This window comes from Streptomyces sp. NPDC087844, assembly GCF_044742785.1.
In the GTDB taxonomy this organism is placed as follows: Bacteria; Actinomycetota; Actinomycetes; order Streptomycetales; family Streptomycetaceae; genus Streptomyces.
This window is the reverse complement of the sequence record NZ_JBIUVD010000009.1, coordinates 138,954-157,968: the sequence shown is the minus strand read 5'-3', so window position 1 is coordinate 157,968 and position 19,015 is coordinate 138,954. Positions and strand designations below refer to the sequence as shown.

Annotated in this window: 15 protein-coding genes; 12 read left to right on the top strand and 3 right to left on the bottom strand. The window is 70.1% G+C overall.

Translation table 11 applies throughout. The annotated features are described in order from the left end of the window. Nucleotides 1-5: 5 nt before the first annotated feature. On the bottom strand, nt 6-1,853 hold the full coding sequence (locus tag ACIOKD_RS19675; RefSeq protein WP_402085358.1) for an HSP90 family protein: 1,848 nt from the start codon (nt 1,851-1,853) through the stop codon (nt 6-8). A gap of 163 nt (nt 1,854-2,016) precedes the next feature. Here ACIOKD_RS19675 and ACIOKD_RS19670 point away from each other — a divergent pair, with 163 nt between their 5' ends. The 8 genes from ACIOKD_RS19670 to mutM all read left to right on the top strand — a co-directional run bounded on the left by ACIOKD_RS19670 (nt 2,017) and on the right by mutM (nt 10,726). After that, nucleotides 2,017-5,241 (top strand): helicase-related protein, encoded by a 3,225-nt coding sequence (locus ACIOKD_RS19670; protein ID WP_402085355.1) that lies wholly within the window; start codon nt 2,017-2,019, stop codon nt 5,239-5,241. Nucleotides 5,242-5,507: 266 nt separating this feature from the next. Beyond that, on the top strand, nt 5,508-6,095 hold the full coding sequence (rsmD, locus tag ACIOKD_RS19665) for a 16S rRNA (guanine(966)-N(2))-methyltransferase RsmD (RefSeq protein ID WP_402085352.1): 588 nt from the start codon (nt 5,508-5,510) through the stop codon (nt 6,093-6,095). A 26-nt stretch (nt 6,096-6,121) separates the two neighbouring features. Further along, nucleotides 6,122-6,601: a pantetheine-phosphate adenylyltransferase gene (gene coaD / locus ACIOKD_RS19660; protein WP_189775483.1), complete on the top strand. Its 480-nt coding sequence runs from the start codon at nt 6,122-6,124 to the stop codon at nt 6,599-6,601. 93 nt (nt 6,602-6,694) lie between these two features. After that, on the top strand, nt 6,695-7,789 hold the full coding sequence (locus ACIOKD_RS19655) for a cell division initiation protein (protein ID WP_402085349.1): 1,095 nt from the start codon (nt 6,695-6,697) through the stop codon (nt 7,787-7,789). A gap of 160 nt (nt 7,790-7,949) precedes the next feature. Next, entirely contained in the window at nt 7,950-8,603 is a 654-nt protein-coding gene (locus ACIOKD_RS19650) for a YceD family protein (RefSeq protein ID WP_402085346.1), read from the top strand. Between the two features lie 2 nt (nt 8,604-8,605). Then, nucleotides 8,606-8,779 (top strand): 50S ribosomal protein L32, encoded by a 174-nt coding sequence (gene rpmF / locus ACIOKD_RS19645; RefSeq protein ID WP_033321093.1) that lies wholly within the window; start codon nt 8,606-8,608, stop codon nt 8,777-8,779. A 7-nt stretch (nt 8,780-8,786) separates the two neighbouring features. Beyond that, the gene (rnc, locus tag ACIOKD_RS19640) at nt 8,787-9,662 is read left to right on the top strand and encodes a ribonuclease III (RefSeq protein WP_402085343.1); all 876 of its coding nucleotides are present in this window, start codon (nt 8,787-8,789) and stop codon (nt 9,660-9,662) included. 203 nt (nt 9,663-9,865) lie between these two features. Next, nucleotides 9,866-10,726 (top strand): bifunctional DNA-formamidopyrimidine glycosylase/DNA-(apurinic or apyrimidinic site) lyase, encoded by an 861-nt coding sequence (mutM, locus tag ACIOKD_RS19635; RefSeq protein ID WP_402085341.1) that lies wholly within the window; start codon nt 9,866-9,868, stop codon nt 10,724-10,726. Here mutM and ACIOKD_RS19630 read toward each other — a convergent pair. Beyond that, nucleotides 10,699-11,097 (bottom strand): winged helix-turn-helix transcriptional regulator, encoded by a 399-nt coding sequence (locus tag ACIOKD_RS19630; protein ID WP_402085339.1) that lies wholly within the window; start codon nt 11,095-11,097, stop codon nt 10,699-10,701. The two genes, mutM and ACIOKD_RS19630, sit on opposite strands and share 28 nt — an antisense overlap. Nucleotides 11,098-11,184: 87 nt before the next feature. Next, nucleotides 11,185-12,339 (bottom strand): CAP domain-containing protein, encoded by a 1,155-nt coding sequence (locus ACIOKD_RS19625; protein ID WP_402085338.1) that lies wholly within the window; start codon nt 12,337-12,339, stop codon nt 11,185-11,187. Between the two features lie 131 nt (nt 12,340-12,470). Here ACIOKD_RS19625 and ACIOKD_RS19620 point away from each other — a divergent pair, with 131 nt between their 5' ends. The 4 genes from ACIOKD_RS19620 (at nt 12,471) to ACIOKD_RS19605 (ending at nt 18,958) form a co-directional block, all read left to right on the top strand. Next, nucleotides 12,471-12,752: an acylphosphatase gene (locus ACIOKD_RS19620; RefSeq protein WP_402085335.1), complete on the top strand. Its 282-nt coding sequence runs from the start codon at nt 12,471-12,473 to the stop codon at nt 12,750-12,752. Between the two features lie 392 nt (nt 12,753-13,144). After that, on the top strand, nt 13,145-13,348 hold the full coding sequence (locus ACIOKD_RS19615; protein WP_107021972.1) for a hypothetical protein: 204 nt from the start codon (nt 13,145-13,147) through the stop codon (nt 13,346-13,348). 219 nt (nt 13,349-13,567) lie between these two features. Further along, complete coding sequence (smc, locus tag ACIOKD_RS19610) at nt 13,568-17,164, top strand: chromosome segregation protein SMC (protein WP_402085333.1); 3,597 nt, start codon at nt 13,568-13,570, stop codon at nt 17,162-17,164. 375 nt (nt 17,165-17,539) lie between these two features. Next, entirely contained in the window at nt 17,540-18,958 is a 1,419-nt protein-coding gene (locus ACIOKD_RS19605; protein WP_402085331.1) for a sugar porter family MFS transporter, read from the top strand. Nucleotides 18,959-19,015 lie beyond the last annotated feature (57 nt).

Below are 19,015 nucleotides of genomic sequence, written 5' to 3'. Positions count from 1 at the left end.
GCGGCTCATCGGGGGCCCTCCTGCGGGGGGTCGCTGTGGGTGGCCCACTCCAGGAGGCCCATGAACGCGCGGTTCAGCAGCGCCGAGTCCGCGGGCCGCAGCGGACGCTGCGCCATCAGCAGGGCCTGTCCGTAGAGCGACTCCGTGGCCGTACCGATCAGCTCCCGGTCGTCGAGCGAACCGATCCGCCGGATCAGCGGGTTCAGGTGGTTGAGCACCAGACGCGCGCGCGGGGCGGTGCCGCGCAGCGAGCCGAGGATGCCCGCCCACAGGTCGTCGGCCTGTTCCTCGGCGTCCGCGCGGGCCTGCTCGTGGCGGGCCGCCCGGTCGTCCAGGTGCAGCGCCGGCACGGAGAGCGGATGGAAGGCGCGCAGGACGACATCGCACCCCAGGGGGTCGAGTCTCGCCCGCGCGGCCCCCAGGAAGGCCGACAGGGCCAGTTCCACCGCCGGGTCGACCGCGTCCAGATGGGCGGTCACCGTGTCGGCGTCCAGCTCCGCGACGACCGTCCCCGGGCGCACGGAGGGCAGCGCCTCGACCAGTTCGGTGTCGTACGTGTAGCCGCCGTTGACGACTCCCACGCCCTGCGCGGAGGCGATCTGCGCGACCTGCCGGTACTCCTCCACGGTCCGCGTGAAGTGCACCACCGGATGCCGCTGGGCGAACTCCTCCAGGGACACCTGCCCGTCGGTGGTCTCGAACGGCAGCCACGGCAGCATCGTGCGCAGCATCTCGGCGTCGTGCCGCGCCAGGGACTTCACCCCCAGGTGGTGCACGGTCAGGAAGGCGGCAAGCCGCTCCGGATCACCGGCCGCGAGCCCTGTCAGCCAGGCCCGTATCCGCTCACCCAGCGCCTCCCGTACGCCCGCCAGGGTCTCGTCCTCGTACAGCGACTCCCTGGACGCGGTGGGCCGCAGGCTGTCCGTGTCCAGGACACAGCGCACGAAGAACGCCCAGTCGGGCAGCAGCTGTTCGGCCCGCTCGGTGAGGAGCATGCCCTTCAGGTGTACGCGGTGGCCGGCACGCTGGGCAGGGCTGACCGCGGACGGCAGCACGTAGGCCACCCCGCGGATGCCGGCCAGCGGCACGTTCAGCTCGATCGAGTCCAGCGGGGTGAACCCGAACAGGTCGTGGCAGTGCCGGGCCAGGGCGACCCGCCGGGCGGCGGGACCGGGATACGCGCGGTCCCAGGGCGCCGGCAGATCCGTGACCGCCTCGTCACCCACCCGGACGTCGTACGGCAGCAGCGAACCGAAGTCCCGGGCCAGCGACAGCACCCGCTCCTCGGACAGCCAGTCGGCGGCGCCCGGACGGGCCGCCAGGTAGACGGTGGTGCCCGGTTCGGCACGGGCCTCGGGCGGCAGCGTACGGACCCGGTACGAGCCGTCGTCGGTCGCCGTCCACTCCACGGGCGGCGCGTCGGGCGTGCGCGCGCTGCGGCTGACCACCCGGATGCGCTCGGCGACCACGAAGCAGGCGAGCAGGCCGATGCCGAACTGGCCCAGGAAGCCGGAACGGGCCGACTCCAGGCCGTCCGCCCGCTTGGAACTGCGGCCGATCGTCGCCAGGAGGCTGTGCACGTCCTCCTCGGTGAGCCCGATGCCGGAGTCCTCCACGCGCAGGGTGCCGTCCTCGGCGAACAGCCGCACCAGGGCGGGCGCGTCCGGCTGCTCGGCGCGCCGGGCGGTGATCGCGTCCACGGCGTTCTGCAGCAGTTCGCGCAGATAGACCCTGGGACTGGAGTAGAGGTGATGGGAGAGAAGGTCCACGAGGCCGCGCAGGTCGACCTGGAACGTATGAGGTGACTGGGATGCCTGGGATGCCTGGGACGGCTGTGAGGTCTGGGAGTCCATCGTCGCTGCGCCGGTGGGGGGACGTGCGACGGCGCGGGGTCGGGCGGTGCCGTGACGAGGCGACCGCGAACAGTGCCGGAGTCGGCCATCCTAGGCCCGGAACGAGCCGTCTGACCAGGGGATTTCCAGTACGTATACGGCATTGTCAGTGGTGTGGTGTGCAATGGATCTCGTGCCCGCGCTCGAAGAACCACTGAAGAAGGTGCTCGGACCCGCCACCGCGAAGGTGATGGCCGAGCATCTCGGCCTGCACACCGTCGGCGACCTGCTGCACCACTATCCGCGCAGATACGAGGAGCGCGGGCAGCTCACCCACCTCGCCGATCTGCCCATGGACGAGCACGTGACGGTGGTCGCCCAGGTCGCCGACGCCCGCCTGCTCACGTTCGCCTCGTCCAAGGCGCCCCGCGGCAAGGGCCAGCGCCTCGAAGTGACCATCACGGACGGCAGCGGACAGCTCAAGCTGGTCTTCTTCGGCAACGGCGTGCACAAGCCCCACAAAGACCTCCTCCCCGGCACCCGCGCGCTGTTCTCCGGCAAGGTCTCCGTCTTCAACCACCGCCTCCAGCTGGCCCATCCGGCGTACGAGCCGCTGCGCGGGGAGGACGCGGACGAGACGGTGGACACCTGGGCCGGAGCGCTGATCCCGCTCTACCCCGCCACCGCCAAAATGGAGTCCTGGAAGATCGCCAAGGCGGTGCAGACGGTACTGCCGAGCGTCCAGGAGGCCGTCGACCCGCTGCCCGAGCCGCTCCAGGCAGGCCGGGGCCTGGTCTCCCTGCCGGAGGCCCTCCTCAAGATCCACCGCCCGCACACCAAGGCGGACATCGAGGACGCCCGCGCCCGCCTCAAGTGGGACGAGGCCTTCGTCCTCCAGGTGGCCCTGGCCCGCCGCCGCCACGCGGACTCCCAACTGCCCGCGGTGGCGAGGAAGCCCAAGCAGGACGGACTCCTGACCGCCTTCGACGCGAAGCTGCCCTTCACCCTCACCGAGGGTCAGCGGAAGGTCTCCAAGGAGATCTTCGACGACCTGGCCACCGAGCACCCGATGCACCGGCTGCTGCAGGGGGAGGTGGGTTCGGGGAAGGCCCAGCCCCTCGATTCGCTGGTGCTGACGCCTGCGGGTTTCCGACAGATGGGAGAGATGCGGGAGGGCGACGAGGTCGTCGTGCCCAACGGTGAGATCGCCGTGATCGACGGGGTCTTCCCACAGGGGGAGCGTGAGGTATGGCGCTTGGTGCTCTCCGACGGCACTTCCGTGGAGTGTGACGACGAGCATCTTTGGATCGTGGGCACGAGCTGCGCGTGGCATCGTGGCCAGCCACCCAAAGTGATGACCGCTCGGGAGATCCGTCTCGACACGCTCACGGCGAACGGATCGTCGAAGTGGTACATCCCCGTCGCAGCTCCGGTCGACCTGGGGCACGATGCCGAGTTGCCACTCGATCCCTATCTCTTCGGGTTGCTGTTGGGCGACGGTTCGTTCCGGCACGATCTGCGTCTGTCCACGGTCGATGAGGAAATCCGCGACGCCGCGGCGAGTGCCGTGGCACCGGACTGCCGACTGGTTCCAGTGACTGGTTCCCGCTGTGACTACACCATCCAGTTGAAGCAGCGTTCCGGCGGTGTGCGAAATCCCGTGGTCACAACCCTGCGCAGCCTGGGGCTGTGGGGTGTGACGCCCCATGACAAGTTCGTTCCCGAGGAATTCAAGAAGACATCGATCAAGAACCGTCTCGCTGTCCTGCAAGGGCTCATGGACACCGACGGCACGGTGCATGCGAACGGGCTCGGCGTCTCCTTCTGCTCCGCCTCGCTCAGGCTCGCGGAGGATGTCGCGTGGCTCGTGCGTTCCCTGGGAGGCAGGGCGAGAGTGCTGCCCGAACGGGCCACGTTCAACGTGTCCGTGGCGCTACCCGACGAGTACGGACCTTTCAGGTTGTCCCGCAAGGCCGGTCGCATGCGCCCGCGGCCGAGATACGACACATTCCGTCGAGGCATCCGATCAGTGGAGTACGTGGGCCGAAAGCCCGTCCAGTGCATCAGCGTGGCCCATCAGAGCCATGCCTACGTCACCGACAACTTCACAGTGACCCACAACACCATGGTGGCCCTGCGCGCCATGCTCGCCGTGGTCGACGCGGGCGGGCAGGCCGCGATGCTCGCCCCCACCGAGGTGCTCGCCCAGCAGCACCACCGGTCGATCACCGAGATGATGGGGGAGCTGGCCGAGGGCGGCATGCTCGGCGGGGCCGACGACTCCACGAAGGTGGTGCTGCTCACCGGCTCCATGGGCGCGGCAGGCCGTCGGCAGGCGCTCCTCGACCTGGTCACCGGCGAGGCGGGGCTCGTCATCGGCACGCACGCGCTGATCGAGGACAAGGTGCAGTTCCACGACCTGGGCCTGGTCGTGGTGGACGAACAGCACCGGTTCGGCGTGGAGCAGCGCGACGCCCTGCGCGGCAAGGGCAAGCAGCCCCCGCACCTGCTGGTGATGACCGCCACGCCCATCCCGCGCACGGTCGCCATGACCGTCTTCGGCGACCTGGAGACCTCGGTCCTGGACCAGCTCCCCGCCGGGCGCTCGCCCATCGCCAGCCATGTCGTCCCGGCCGCGGACAAGCCCCACTTCCTCGCGCGCGCGTGGGAGCGCGTGCGAGAGGAAGTGTCGAACGGCCACCAGGCGTACGTGGTCTGCCCCCGCATCGGCGACGAGGACGACGACCCGAAGAAGTCGAAGAAGAAGCCGTCGCCCGAGGACGAGGCCGAGAAGCGCCCGCCCCTCGCCGTCCTGGAGGTCGCCGACCAACTCGCCAGGGGCCCGCTCCAGGGCCTCAAGGTCGAGGTGCTGCACGGCCGCATGCCTCCGGACGACAAGGACGCCGTGATGCGCCGCTTCGCCGCCGGGGAGACAGACGTCATGGTCGCCACGACGGTCATCGAGGTCGGGGTGAACGTGCCGAACGCCACCGCGATGGTGATCATGGACGCCGACCGGTTCGGTGTCTCCCAGCTCCACCAGCTGCGCGGCCGGGTCGGCCGTGGCTGCGCCGCGGGCCTGTGCCTGCTCGTCACCGAGATGCCGGAGGCGAGCCCGGCCCGCCGGCGGCTGACCTCGGTGGCGTCCACACTCGACGGCTTCGAGCTCTCCCGCATCGACCTCGAACAGCGACGCGAGGGCGATGTCCTGGGCCAGGCCCAGTCCGGGGCCCGTACGTCCCTGCGGATGCTCGCGGTCATCGAGGACGAGGAGATCATCGCCGAGGCACGCGAGGAGGCGACCGCCGTGGTGGCCGCCGACCCGGCCCTCGACAACCTTCCCGGCCTGCGCACGGCCCTCCAGGCCCTCCTGGACGAGGAACGGGAGCAGTACCTGGACAAGGGCTGAGAGCCTCCTTCCGGCCCCGGGGGCCGCGCCCCCGGACCCCCGCATCGGCCTGAACGGCCTTGTCCTCAAACGCCGGACAGGCTGAAAGGCAGGGGCGCGGCCCCGCTCCTGAGGGGCGCGGGGCCATGACATGGGCGGCTCCGCCGCGGGGCGCGGCCAGCCCCATTCACCCGCGGCCACCCACCGGGCGAACCACCCTCCACCTGCCAGACTGGACCCGTGACCACCCCCTCCGACAAGGCCGACAACGCCGGCAAGGACCCCACATGACCCGCGTGATCGCAGGCGTCGCAGGCGGAAGACGCCTCGCGGTCCCGCCCGGCACCGGCACAAGGCCCACCTCCGACCGCGCCCGCGAGGGTCTCTTCTCCACCTGGCAGTCCCTGCTCGGCGGCCCCCTCGAAGGCGACCGCGTCCTCGACCTGTACGCCGGCTCGGGCGCCATCGGCCTGGAGGCGCTCAGCCGCGGCGCCGGACACACCCTGCTCGTCGAGGCCGACGCCCGCGCCGCCCGCACGATCCGGGAGAACGTGACATCGCTGGGCCTGCCCGGCGCCGAGGTGAGGTCCGGCAAAGCGGAACAGATCATCCGTACCGGCACCCCGGAAGCCCCGTACGACGTGGTGTTCCTTGATCCGCCGTACGCGGTCACGGACGACGATCTTCGCGAGATCCTGCTCACACTCCGTGCGGGGGGCTGGCTCGCGGGCCAAGCGCTCGTCACCGTTGAACGCAGTACAAGAGGCGGCGAATTCCGATGGCCGGACGGCTTCGAGGCTCTGCGCTCCCGTCGCTACGGCGAGGGAACGTTTTGGTACGGTCGCGCCGCCTCTACGTGCGAAGACGCACGATGACCGGACCGGAGAGCGAGGGATCTGAAGTGCGCCGCGCCGTCTGTCCCGGGTCGTTCGACCCGATTACCAACGGACATCTCGACATCATCGCCAGAGCGTCCAAGCTGTACGACGTCGTGCACGTCGCGGTGATGATCAACCAGTCCAAGAAGGGCCTCTTCGAGATCGAGGAGCGCATCGACCTGATCCGCCAGGTCACGGCGGAATTCGGGAACGTCGAGGTGGAGTCCTTCCACGGCCTCCTCGTCGACTTCTGCAAGGAGCGCGACATCCCGGCCATCGTGAAGGGCCTGCGCGCGGTCAGCGACTTCGACTACGAGTTGCAGATGGCCCAGATGAACAACGGCCTCTCCGGCGTCGAGACCCTCTTCGTGCCGACCAACCCCACCTACAGCTTCCTCTCCTCCTCGCTGGTCAAGGAGGTCGCGACCTGGGGCGGAGACGTCTCCCACCTGGTCCCGCCACTGGTGCTCGGGGCACTCACGGAACGCCTCAAGAAGGACTGAGCAAGTCCGTCATCCGGTCTCGGGCGGGGCAGGAGTGGTCGTACAGTCGAACCGTCCGTCTCCATCACAGTCGTAGAGAGTGGCGAGCACACGGTGGACGTGCAGAAGAAGCTCGATGAGATCGTCTCGGCGGTCGGCAACGCCCGCTCGATGCCCATGTCGGCCTCGTGCGTGGTCAACCGCACCGAGCTGCTCTCCCTGCTCGAAGAGGTACGCCAGGCGCTGCCCGGCTCTCTCGCCCAGGCCGAGGAACTGATCGGCGGCCGCGAGCAGATGGTCGAGCAGGCCCGCCTGGAGGCCGAGCGGATCGTCGAGTCCGCGCACGCCGAGCGCGGCTCGCTGATCTCCGACACCGAGGTCGCCCGCCGCTCGCAGAACGAGGCCGACCGGATCCTGGCCGAGGCCCGCAAGGAGGCCGAGGACGTCCGCGCCGAGGCCGACGAATACGTCGACTCCAAGCTCGCCAACTTCGAGGTCGTCCTCACCAAGACCCTCGGTTCGGTCGGCCGCGGCCGCGAGAAGCTCCTCGGCACCGGGCCCGGCACCGACGAGCAGGGTTACGAGGACGAGGACGCCCCCGAGCGCAGCCTCGACCCGGAGACCTTGCGCCACAACGCCGACCAGTACGTCGACGTCAAGCTCGGCGCCTTCGAGGCCGTCCTCGCCAAGACCCTGGACGCCGTCGGCCGCGGTCGGCAGAAGCTGCACGGCCGCATCGCCAGCGACGACCTGAGCGACCTGGGCGCCTTCGGCGAGGACGGGACGACCGGGCAGCACACCACCGACGCCGAGTATCTGGACGGCCTCGCGGAGATCCCCGAGCAGGCCGCCAGGCCCCGGACCCCCGACCAGCCCCGGCCCCCGGCGGAGCTGCCGCACCAGCAGCAGTACGGGCAGCAGGACGCCTACGCCTACCAGCAGCAGCCCGCCGACCCGTACGGCTACCAGCAACCGCAGTACGCGCAGCACGACGGGTACGGCTACCAGCAGAACGCCGACCCGTACGCCGCCTACCCGCAGCAGGGTTACGACCAGCAGGCCGCGTACGACCAGAGCGGGCAGCAGCAGGCGTACGCCCAGGCTCCCCAGACGCCCCAGCCGCAGGAGAACGCGCTCGACGAGACCAGTCTCTTCGACACCACCATGATCAGCGCGGAGCAGCTGCGGGCGTACGAACAGGGGCGCTGACCGCAGGCCCGGCGGGGGCCCGCAGAGGGGTGCGGGCACCGGATTGGGCCGAGAGCGAAAGGTCCAGTATCCTGGCTCTTCGGTCGTGTGCACGTCCGCGATCACCGCTGCCCGGGAAACACCGAGGGCAGTACCCCGAGTTCCGAGATCGAAAGCAGGAATGGCTCTGAACGCCCGCCTCGACCACCGCAACCCTCTCGTGTTCGACACACACGAGCTGGGGCGGCGTCCCGGTGCGCTGCAGCGCCTGACCCGCGAGATCGACGCTCCCAAGGACCTCGGTCTGCAGGGAGTCATCGGAGTGCCGGAAGGCGCCCCGGTGAAGCTCGACCTCCGTCTTGAGTCGGTGATGGAAGGGGTGCTTGTCACAGGCACCGCCCATGCACTGGCCAAGGGGGAGTGCGTAAGGTGTCTGGAGCCGGTCGAGCAGCAGCTCGACACGGATTTCCAGGAGATGTTCTCGTACCGTGACGCCGACGACCGGGGCCGTGTGAAAGCGGAGCCGGCCGACGACGCCGAGGACGACGAGGACACGCTCTTCATCGAGGACGGTCTGTTCGACCTCGAACCCGTGCTGCGTGATGCGGTGGTGCTCGCACTGCCGATGCAGCCGGTGTGCCAGGACGACTGCCCCGGCCTGTGCTCCGAGTGTGGAGCCCGGCTCGCGGACGACCCGGACCACCATCATGACGCCGTCGACATCCGTTGGGCGGCACTGCAAGGACTCGCCGGTTCACTCGAAGATGGCGAGAAGGACGAGTTGGGCGGCGGCGCGCTTCCATCAGCGCACGCCGACAAGAAGCAGGAGAAGTAGCCGTGGCTGTTCCGAAGCGGAAGATGTCGCGCAGCAACACGCGCCACCGCCGGTCGCAGTGGAAGGCTGCGGTCCCCAACCTGGTTGCGTGCGAGCGCTGCCACGAGCCCAAGCTGCAGCACATCGCGTGCCCTGCTTGTGGCACCTACAACAAGCGCCAGGTCCTCGAGGTCTGAGCGGCTGGTGAGAGGCACTGTGTCTAGCCCCAAGAAGGCGGACGACGCCAAGGCGGAAGTCAGCGCCAAGAAAAAGGCGGAGAACACAGCCTCGTCCCACACCCTTCTGGAAGGGCGGCTCGGGTACAAACTTGAGTCCGCCCTTCTGGTGCGTGCACTGACCCACCGTTCGTACGCGTACGAGAACGGCGGTCTGCCGACCAACGAGCGTCTGGAGTTCCTCGGGGACTCCGTACTCGGTCTCGTGGTCACGGACACGCTGTACACCACCCACCCCGACCTGCCCGAAGGCCAGCTGGCCAAGTTGCGGGCCGCGGTGGTCAACTCGCGTGCGCTTGCGGAGGTGGGCCGCGAGCTCGACCTCGGCTCCTTCATCCGGCTCGGCCGGGGAGAAGAGGGCACAGGTGGCCGGGACAAGGCGTCCATCCTCGCCGACACCCTTGAAGCGGTGATCGGCGCTGTCTATCTCGACCAGGGTCTGGACGCGGCGGGCGAACTCGTCCACCGTCTCTTCGATCCCCTGATCGAGAAATCCTCGAATCTGGGTGCGGGCCTGGACTGGAAGACCAGTCTCCAGGAACTCACGGCGACCGAGGGGCTCGGGGTTCCCGAGTACCTGGTCACCGAGACCGGACCCGATCATGAGAAGACCTTCACCGCTGCTGCCCGCGTCGGAGGCGTCTCGTACGGCACCGGCACCGGCCGCAGCAAGAAGGAGGCGGAGCAGCAGGCCGCGGAGTCCGCTTGGCGGGCCATCCGCTCCGCCGCGGACGAGCGTGCCGCGACGGCTGCAGCCGCCGAACTGGAAGCCCCGACGGCCACAGTCGCCGAGGAGACGCCCGACGCCTCCTCCCCGACCACGACCGACCCGGCTTCCGCCTGACGAACAAACCTTTGCCCGCCCCCGACCACCGGGGGCGGGCAAAGCCGTTCACCAACGCCCCCTCAGCCCCCCGCCGCCAGGGGCGCGGGGCATATGGGGGCGCGGGGAACGGCGCGATCTTTCGTCTTTCGCCCTTCAGGGGCGCGGGGAACTCCGCGACCACCGCCCACCCGCATACCCAAACCACCCCTCCGGAGGAGCCCGTGCCAGAACTGCCCGAGGTCGAGGTCGTACGGCGAGGCCTCGAACGCTGGGTGAGCGGCCGGATCGTCGCGGACACCCAGGTCCTGCACCCCCGCGCGGTCCGCCGCCACATCGCCGGCGGCGAGGACTTCGGGGCCCGCCTCACAGGGCATCGCGTCGGACTGGTCCAGCGCCGCGGCAAGTACCTCTGGCTGCCGCTCGCGGACTCCGCGACCGCCGTGCTCGCGCACCTCGGCATGAGCGGACAGCTCCTCGTCCAGCCGCAGGAGGCGGCCGACGAGAAGCACCTGCGCATCCGCGTCCGGTTCGAGGACGACCTCGGCACGGAACTCCGCTTCGTCGACCAGCGCACCTTCGGCGGGCTCTCCCTGCACGAGACCTCGCCCGACGGACTCCCCGACGTCATCGCACATATCGCGCGTGACCCCCTGGACCCGCTGTTCGACGACGACGCGTTCCACGAGGCGCTCCGGCGCCGGCGCACGACCGTCAAACGCGCCCTGCTCGACCAGTCGTTGATCAGCGGTGTCGGCAACATCTACGCGGACGAGGCGCTCTGGCGCGCGCGGCTGCACTACGAGCGCCCCACCACCGGGTTCACGCGCCCGCGTACGACCGAACTCCTGGGCCACGTACGGGATGTGATGAACGCGGCGCTCGCCGTCGGCGGCACCAGCTTCGACAGCCTCTACGTCAACGTGAACGGCGAGTCGGGCTACTTCGACCGCTCACTCGACGCGTACGGCCGCGAGGGCGAGCCGTGCCGACGCTGCGGCACCGTGATGCGGCGCAGGCCGTGGATGAACCGGTCCAGCTACTTCTGCCCGCGCTGTCAGCGTCCGCCGCGCGCGGTGTCGTAGCGCTCGCGCGCCCCCAGTACCTCGTCCATGCGCCCCTCCACGAAGTGGATGAGGGCCAGCAGCCGTCCGGCGACCTCGCGGCCCAGCGGCGTCAGCTCGTAGTCCACCCGCGGCGGGTTCGTCGGCTGGGCCTCCCGGTGCACCAGCCCGTCGCGCTCCAGCGCGTGCAGGGTCTGGGAGAGCATCTTCTCGCTGACGCCGTCGACGCGCCGGCGCAGTTCGTTGAAGCGGAGCGAGCCCTCGGGCAGTGCTGCCAGCGCCCCCAGGGTGAGCGCGCCCCAGCGTCCCGTGACGTGCTCAAGGGTGTTCCTGGAAGGGCATGCCTTGGAGAACACGTCGTACGCGAGGTCCGGCGTCTCGGTGAGGTCCACCCGGTGAGCGTACTCCCAAGCAGCGCTGACCAGAAGCGCGCACTAACCAAAAGTTAGCGCACGCTTCCATATGTCCCGGTGTCCCGGCTAGTAGCCGAAGTCCTGCGTCCACCAGGGGCCGCCCGACGCGAAGTGCGCGCCGACGCCCAGGGTCTTGAAGTCGCAGTTCAGGATGTTCGCGCGGTGGCCGGGGCTGTTCATCCAGGCCTCCATCACCGCGGCGGCGTCGGCCTGGCCGCGGGCGATGTTCTCGCCGCCGAGGTTCGCTATGCCGAGCTCCTCCGCCCGGTCCCAGGGGGAGGCTCCGTCCGGGTCCGTGTGGTCGAAGAAGCCCCGCGCGGCCATGTCCTCGCTGAAGGACTCGGCCAGCGCGGCCAGCGAGCTGGACGCGGTCACCGGGCTGCAGCCCGCCTTGGCCCGCTCGTCGTTGACCAGCGAGAGGACCGCGGCCTCGGCCGTGGACGGCGTGGACGCCGCCTTCGACGGAGTCGTCTCGGGAGCCTTCGTCTCGGGAGCCTTCGCGGCAGGCTCCTCCGTCTTCGACTCCTCGGTGGCCGGGGCCTTCGTCGACGGCTTCGCGGCAGGCTTCTTCGCGGCCTTCTCCGGAGCCTTCGTCGGCGAGACCGAAGGAGAGGGTGAGCGCTCCAGGTCACGGCTCGTGCCCGGGTCCACGCGGTCGTCCGCGGAACCGTTCGTACCGCCCTGCGTCTCCACGTCGCTCGGGGAGTCCTGGGCGCGCACCTTGTCCGCGCCGCCGCCGATCGAGAGGGAGTCGCTGCCCGGTATCACCCCGGAGGCGACGGCGACGGCGCCCATCGCGACGGCGGCCGAGACACCGAGCAGACCGGTGCGTACGGGCGTCGCGCCCTTCCTGCGGCGGCGCTGGCCCCCTCGCCGGGCACCCCGGTCGGGTGTGTAGTCGCCCGACGCGTGGTCGGCGGGCTCGTCCCCGGTGAAGAGGTAGGCGTCACTCTTCGAGTAGAGGTCACCCGTCTCGTGAATGCCGCCCGGCGAGTCGTACAGGCCGGCGGTCGAGTAGGGGCCGCCGGTCAGGTAGTCCCCGGCGGTCCGGTGGTCACCCGCGGTGGCGTAGTCGCCCAGGCTCGGATAATCGCTCAGGCCCACGTACTGGCTCGCGTCATCCGTCGCGTGGCCGCCCGTGTACGTCTCGTACGTATCTGTGACCCCGGTGGCGCGGCCTGTGGCGGCGCGGCCGGCGGCGGAGCGTCGGTGGCGTCCCATCTCCTGGCCTTCCTCATCCTTGCGGTCAACGTTCCTCACCCGAACGGGTGAGGCTCATTGGGTCGGGACGGTACCCCATGGCGCAAGGGGAGGAAGTGCTCCGAGAGCAATTGGCCGGTTAGCGTGCAGCCATGAGTGAGCATACGAGGCTGGTCGCCTGGGTACGCGGGCGCGTGCAGGGCGTGGGTTTCCGCTGGTACACGCGAGCCAGGGCCCTGGAGATCGGTGGGCTGAGTGGTTTTGCTCTCAATCTGGAGGACGGACGGGTCCAGGTGGTCGCGGAGGGCCCCCGGGAGGGGTGTCAGGGGTTGCTGGAGTGGCTCACGGGAGACGACACGCCGGGCAGCGTCGACGGAGTCACTGAGATCTGGGACACGCCCCGCGGCGGCTACGACGGCTTCGCCATCCGGTGAGATCCACTTCGCCGTGGCGGCCGTGACCCTTTCGAGGTGCGCGCGGGGCGGGCGCCGGGTACCCGTTCCGGAGAGAAAGCACCAGGTGGTTGCCAAGAAACCACTGCCCGTGGCAGGCTCCGCGACAAGGATGATCTCCACGCCCGAGGGGTCCCGCCGCGGAGGCCGCGCCGCCCGTTCCAAGGCCGCGCGCCGAGGGTTGCCCGCCAATACGGCGCGTGATCGTGTTGACCGTCAAACTTTTTGGTGAGACGCTGAAAGTCCCCGCGCACCTTAGCTGTTTGGCATGTAAGAGCGGCAGTAAGAACACAAGACCGCCAAGCATCGCGGGTGCGATTCCCTCACGACCCACACCGCTTCGGTCGGTCACTCAGTGTGGAGGACCATCCATCATGGCAAAGGCGCTTCTCGGTTACGTCGGCGGCTCCGACCCGCGACTCATCGCCGAGATGCGACGGCTCCAGCAGCGCGTCCAGGACCTGGAATCCGAGCTCGGACGAATCCAGGCCGAGAACGACGCGCTCGCGGCTGCCGCTTCTCACGACTCGCTTCTCGAAAGCATCGACGTACCCCAGGCGGAGCCTGCGCTCACCTGATCGCTGAAGAGCACCCCCACCACCGGTGAACAGGCTGCCTGTGTCAGCCGCCAACAGAGTTGCAAGGGACGCTTCGGCGTCCCTTCTTTCTTTCCCGGGGTACTCCACCGCGCATCGCTCGCTGTCCACCCTCTTCAACGTCTGGTGTGCCCTGCACGTTCATGGGTGAAACCGTGCGTTCGTGGAGTGAGACGGACCCGGAAGGTAGAGTCCGGCTGCGTGCACCTCAAGGCTCTGACCCTGCGCGGGTTCAAATCGTTCGCCTCGGCCACCACGCTGCGGTTCGAGCCGGGCATCACCTGCGTAGTGGGGCCCAACGGTTCCGGCAAGTCCAATGTCGTGGACGCCCTGAGCTGGGTCATGGGGGAGCAGGGGGCCAAGTCGCTGCGCGGCGGCAAGATGGAGGACGTCATCTTCGCCGGCACCACCGGCCGGCCCCCGCTGGGCCGTGCCGAGGTCTCGCTGACGATCGACAACTCCGACGGCGCGCTGCCCATCGAGTACGCCGAGGTCACCATCACGCGGATCATGTTCCGCAACGGCGGCAGCGAGTACCAGATCAACGGCGATACATGCCGACTGCTGGACATCCAGGAGCTGTTGTCCGACTCCGGCATCGGCCGTGAGATGCACGTCATCGTCGGACAGGGTCAGCTCGACTCCGTCCTGCACGCCGATCCGATGGGCCGCCGTGCCTTCATCGAGGAGGCCGCGGGCGTCCTCAAGCACCGCAAGCGCAAGGAGAAGGCGCTGCGGAAGCTGGACGCGATGCGGGCCAACCTCGCGCGCGTGCAGGACCTCACGGACGAGTTGCGCCGGCAGTTGAAGCCGCTCGGCCGGCAGGCCGCCGTCGCGCGCCGGGCCGCCGTCATCCAGGCCGACCTCCGGGACGCCCGGCTGAGGCTGCTCGCCGACGATCTCGTACGGCTGCGGGGGGCGCTGCGGGCCGAGGTCGCCGACGAGGCCGCGCTCAAGGAGCGCAAGGAGGCCGCCGAGGCCGAGCTGCGGAAGGCCCTCCAGCGCGAGGCGACGCTGGAGGACGAGGTGCGGCGGCTCGCCCCGCGTCTGCAGCGGGCCCAGCAGACCTGGTACGAGCTGTCGCAGCTGGCCGAGCGGGTGCGCGGCACGGTCTCGCTGGCGGACGCCAGGGTGAAGAGCGCCACCGCCCAGCCGCCGGAGGAGCGACGCGGACGCGACCCCGAGGACATGGAGCGCGAGGCCGCGCGGGTGCGTGAGCAGGAGGCCGAGCTCGAAGCGGCCCTGGAGGCGGCCGAGCACGCCCTGGAGGACACGGTCGCCCACCGGGCCGACCTGGAGCGTGCACTGGCGGTGGAGGAGCGGCATCTGAAGGACGTGGCCCGGGCCATCGCCGACCGCCGCGAGGGGCTGGCCCGGTTGAGCGGCCAGGTCAACGCGGCCCGTTCGCGTGCCGCCTCCGCCCAGTCCGAGATCGACCGGCTGGCCGCCGCCCGCGACGAGGCGCAGGACCGCGCGGTCGCCGCTCAGGAGGAGTACGAGCAGCTCAAGGCGGAGGTCGACGGGCTGGACGCGGGGGACGAGCAACTCGCCGAACAGCACGAGGCGGCCAGGAGGGCCCTCGCCGACGCCGAGTCCGCGCTGACCGCGGCCCGCGAGGCGGCCACCTCCGCCGAACGCAGGCGCGCGGCCACCCAGGCCCGGCGCGACGCACTCGCCCTGGGTCTGCGCCGCAAGGACGGCACCGGGGCGCTGCTCGCGGCGAGGGACCGGCTGTCGGGCCTGCTCGGCCCCGCCGCCGAACTGCTCACGGTCGCCCCCGGCCACGAGGTCGCGCTGGCGGCGGCCTTCGGGGTGGCGGCGGACGCGATCGCGGTGAGTACGCCCGCCTCGGCCGCGGAGGCCATCCGCCTGCTCCGCAAACAGGACGCGGGCCGGGCAGCGCTGCTGCTGGCGGCCCCCGACCCGGCCGGTAGCAGCGCCGACGCGGCCGACTCCGTCGGCACCGGTGACGTACACCCGCGGCCGTCGCCCGGCGGGCCGCCGTTCGCGGCTGATCTCGTCCGTGCGCCTGCCGAACTCGTGCCCGCCGTGCGGCGGCTGCTGCGGGGGATCGTCGTGGTGGGGACCCTGGAGGACGCCGAGGATCTTGTCTACGCGCGGCCCGGGCTGACCGCCGTGACGGCCGAGGGCGATCTGCTCGGGGCGCACTTCGCGCAGGGCGGTTCCGCCGGAGCGCCCAGTCTGCTCGAAGTACAGGCGTCGGTGGACGAGGCCACGGCAGAGCTGGAAGAACTCGGCGTGCTGTGCGAGGAGCTGAGCGGGGCCCAGCACCGCGCCGCCGGGCTGCGCAGGGAACGGGCGTCCCTCGTCGAGGAGCTGGGCGAGCGGCGGCGCGCCGGGGAGCGCGAGAGGTCCCAGGTCGCGCAGCAGCTCGGGCGGCTGGCCGGGCAGGCGCGGGGTGCCGTGGGAGAGGCGGAGCGGAGCAGGGCCGCGGCGGCGCGTGCGCAGGAAGCGCTCGACCGGGCCGTGGAGGAGGCCGAAGAACTGGCCGAACGGCTCGTCGTCGCCGAGGAGATGCCGGTCGAGGAGGAGCCCGACACCTCCGTACGGGACCGGCTCGCGGCCGACGGGGCCAACGCGCGGCAGACCGAGATGGAGGCCCGGCTCCAGGTGCGTACGCACGAGGAGCGGGTCAAGGGGCTTGCCGGGCGGGCCGACTCGCTCGACCGGGCCGCGCGCGCCGAACGGGAGGCACAAGCCCGCGCCGAGCAGCGCCGGGCACGGTTGCGGCACGAGGCCGCGGTCGCCGGGGCGGTCGCCTCCGGCGCACGGCAGCTGCTCGCCCATGTGGAGGTCTCCCTCGGCCGGGCGGACGAGGAGCGTACGGCCGCGGAGAGCGCCAAGGCGCGCCGCGAGCAGGATCTCGTCGTCGCCCGTAACCAGGGCCGTGACCTCAAGGCCGAGCTGGACAAGCTCACGGACTCGGTGCACCGCGGTGAGGTGCTCGGGGCCGAGAAGCGGCTGCGGATCGAGCAGCTGGAGGCGAAGGCGCTGGAGGAGCTGGGCGTCGAACCGGCGGGCCTGGTCGCCGACTTCGGGCCCACCCAGCTCGTCCCGCCCTCCCTGCCCGCCGAGGGCGAGGAGCTGCCGGACGACCCGGAGCATCCGCGCAACCAGCCCCGCCCCTTCCACCGGTCCGAGCAGGAGAAGCGGCTCAAGGCGGCCGAGCGGGCCTACCAGCAGCTCGGGAAGGTTAATCCGCTCGCGCTGGAGGAGTTCGCCGCGCTGGAGGAGCGCCACAAGTTCCTCAGCGAGCAGCTGGAGGACCTGAAGAAGACGCGTATCGATCTTCTCCAGGTGGTGAAGGAGGTCGACGAGCGGGTCGAGCAGGTCTTCTCCGAGGCGTTCCGGGACACGGCCCGGGAGTTCGAGGGGGTCTTCGGACGGCTGTTCCCGGGCGGTGACGGCCGGCTGATCCTGACCGATCCCGACAACATGCTCACCACGGGCGTCGATGTCGAGGCCCGGCCGCCCGGCAAGAAGGTCAAGCGCCTGTCGCTGCTCTCCGGCGGTGAGCGGTCGCTGACCGCCGTCGCGATGCTCGTGGCGATCTTCAAGGCACGGCCCAGCCCGTTCTATGTGATGGACGAGGTCGAGGCGGCGCTCGACGACACCAATCTGCAGCGGCTGATCGGGATCATGCGAGAGCTGCAGGAGGCCTCGCAACTGATCGTCATCACGCACCAGAAGCGGACGATGGAGGTCGCCGACGCGCTGTACGGCGTCTCCATGCAGGGCGACGGAGTGTCGAAGGTCATCAGCCAGCGGCTGCGCTGACCCGTGCGGGGAACGGGAACCGGCGGGCGTCGGCCCTCGCCCGAACGGCGGTACCGGTCGTCCCGGCCGCCCGGGAACAGCCGTACACGACCGGCGGCGGTTGTGGCGTTCCCCGCGCCGCTTACGGGGTATCCGTAGCTACGCAGTCCCTATCTCTTCAAGTCTTGAACATCAGTCCGTCACATAGGGTGGTTTCTCGGTGCTTACTCCACGTGGGGACCCCCTGTTGACTTCGAAAGTTGAAGGCATAGTCTCTGCTTCGTTGCTTTTACCTTCAGGTGGTGGGTGGCGTAAACGTGTGCGCCACTGGAGACACCGTCCGGAAGGGCTCGCCCCCACCCCCGGCAGTGAGGCCGGTGGCCCGAGGAGTTACACGTGACCAGCACAGCGCAGCCACCCCAGTCCGGAGCCCGACCGGCTCATCCCGAGCATCTCGGGCACGTCATCTTCATCGCGGCGGCGGCCGCGATGGGCGGCTTCCTCTTCGGTTACGACAGTGCCGTGATCAACGGCGCCGTCGAGGCCATCCGCGACCGGTACGAGGTCGGTTCCGCAGCCCTGGCCCAGGTCATCGCCATCGCACTGATCGGCTGTGCCATCGGCGCCGCCACCGCCGGCCGGATCGCCGACCGCATCGGCCGGATCCGCTGCATGCAGATCTCGGCCGTGCTCTTCACCGTCAGCGCGGTGGGCTCCGCACTGCCCTTCGCCCTGTACGACCTGGCCTTCTGGCGGGTCATCGGCGGCTTCGCCATCGGGATGGCCTCGGTCATCGGCCCGGCCTACATCGCCGAGGTCTCCCCGGCCGCGTACCGCGGACGGCTCGGTTCCTTCCAGCAGGCCGCGATCGTCATCGGCATCGCCATCTCGCAGCTCGTCAACTGGGGCATCCTCAACGCCGCGGACGGCGACCAGCGCGGCAAGGTCATGGGCCTGGAGGCCTGGCAGGTCATGCTCGGCGTGATGGTGGTTCCGGCCGTCATCTACGGGCTGCTGTCCTTCGCGATCCCCGAGTCGCCGCGCTTCCTGATCTCCGCGGGCCGGGAGAAGCGGGCCCGTGAGGTGCTCAAGGAGGTCGAGGGCGACCACATCGACCTGGACGCCCGCGTCGCCGAGATCGAGCACGCCATGAAGAGCGAGCACAAGTCGTCCTTCAAGGACCTGCTCGGCGGCACCGTCTTCTTCAAGCCGATCGTCTGGATCGGTATCGGGCTCTCGGTGTTCCAGCAGTTCGTCGGCATCAACGTCGCGTTCTACTACTCCTCCACGCTGTGGCAGTCGGTGGGCGTCGACCCGACGGACTCGTTCCTCTACTCGTTCACCACGTCGATCATCAACATCATCGGCACCGTGATCGCCATGATTTTCGTCGACCGGATCGGCCGCAAGCCGCTCGCGCTCATCGGTTCCGTGGGCATGGTCATCGGACTCGGCCTGGAGGCCTGGGCCTTCTCCTTCGACCTCGTCGACGGCAAGCTGCCCGCCACCCAGGGCTGGGTCGCGCTGATCGCCGCCCACGTGTTCGTTCTCTTCTTCGCCCTCTCGTGGGGTGTCGTCGTCTGGGTCTTCCTCGGTGAGATGTTCCCGAACAAGCTCCGCGCCGCGGCGCTCGGCGTCGCCGCCGCCGCGCAGTGGATCGCCAACTGGGCCATCACCGCGAGCTTCCCGTCGCTGGCCGACTGGAACCTCTCGATGACCTACGTGATCTACACGGTCTTCGCCGCGCTCTCCATCCCGTTCGTGCTCAAGTTCGTCAAGGAGACGAAGGGCAAGACGCTGGAGGAGATGGGCTAGCGCCGGCCCCACGAGCCCGTCGCATGAACTCGGGTCGCATGAACTCGGGGGGAGGGG

What these genes read in the sequence shown, in the direction of transcription:
- ACIOKD_RS19675 (WP_402085358.1), bottom strand. Translation starts at nt 1,853, where the DNA reads ATGGACTCCCAGACCTCACAGCCGTCCCAGGCATCCCAGGCATCCCAG.
- ACIOKD_RS19670 (WP_402085355.1), top strand. Translation starts at nt 2,017, where the DNA reads ATGGATCTCGTGCCCGCGCTCGAAGAACCACTGAAGAAGGTGCTCGGA.
- rsmD (WP_402085352.1), top strand. Translation starts at nt 5,508, where the DNA reads ATGACCCGCGTGATCGCAGGCGTCGCAGGCGGAAGACGCCTCGCGGTC.
- ACIOKD_RS19650 (WP_402085346.1), top strand. Translation starts at nt 7,950, where the DNA reads ATGGCTCTGAACGCCCGCCTCGACCACCGCAACCCTCTCGTGTTCGAC.
- ACIOKD_RS19625 (WP_402085338.1), bottom strand. Translation starts at nt 12,339, where the DNA reads ATGGGACGCCACCGACGCTCCGCCGCCGGCCGCGCCGCCACAGGCCGC.
- ACIOKD_RS19620 (WP_402085335.1), top strand. Translation starts at nt 12,471, where the DNA reads ATGAGTGAGCATACGAGGCTGGTCGCCTGGGTACGCGGGCGCGTGCAG.
- ACIOKD_RS19615 (WP_107021972.1), top strand. Translation starts at nt 13,145, where the DNA reads ATGGCAAAGGCGCTTCTCGGTTACGTCGGCGGCTCCGACCCGCGACTC.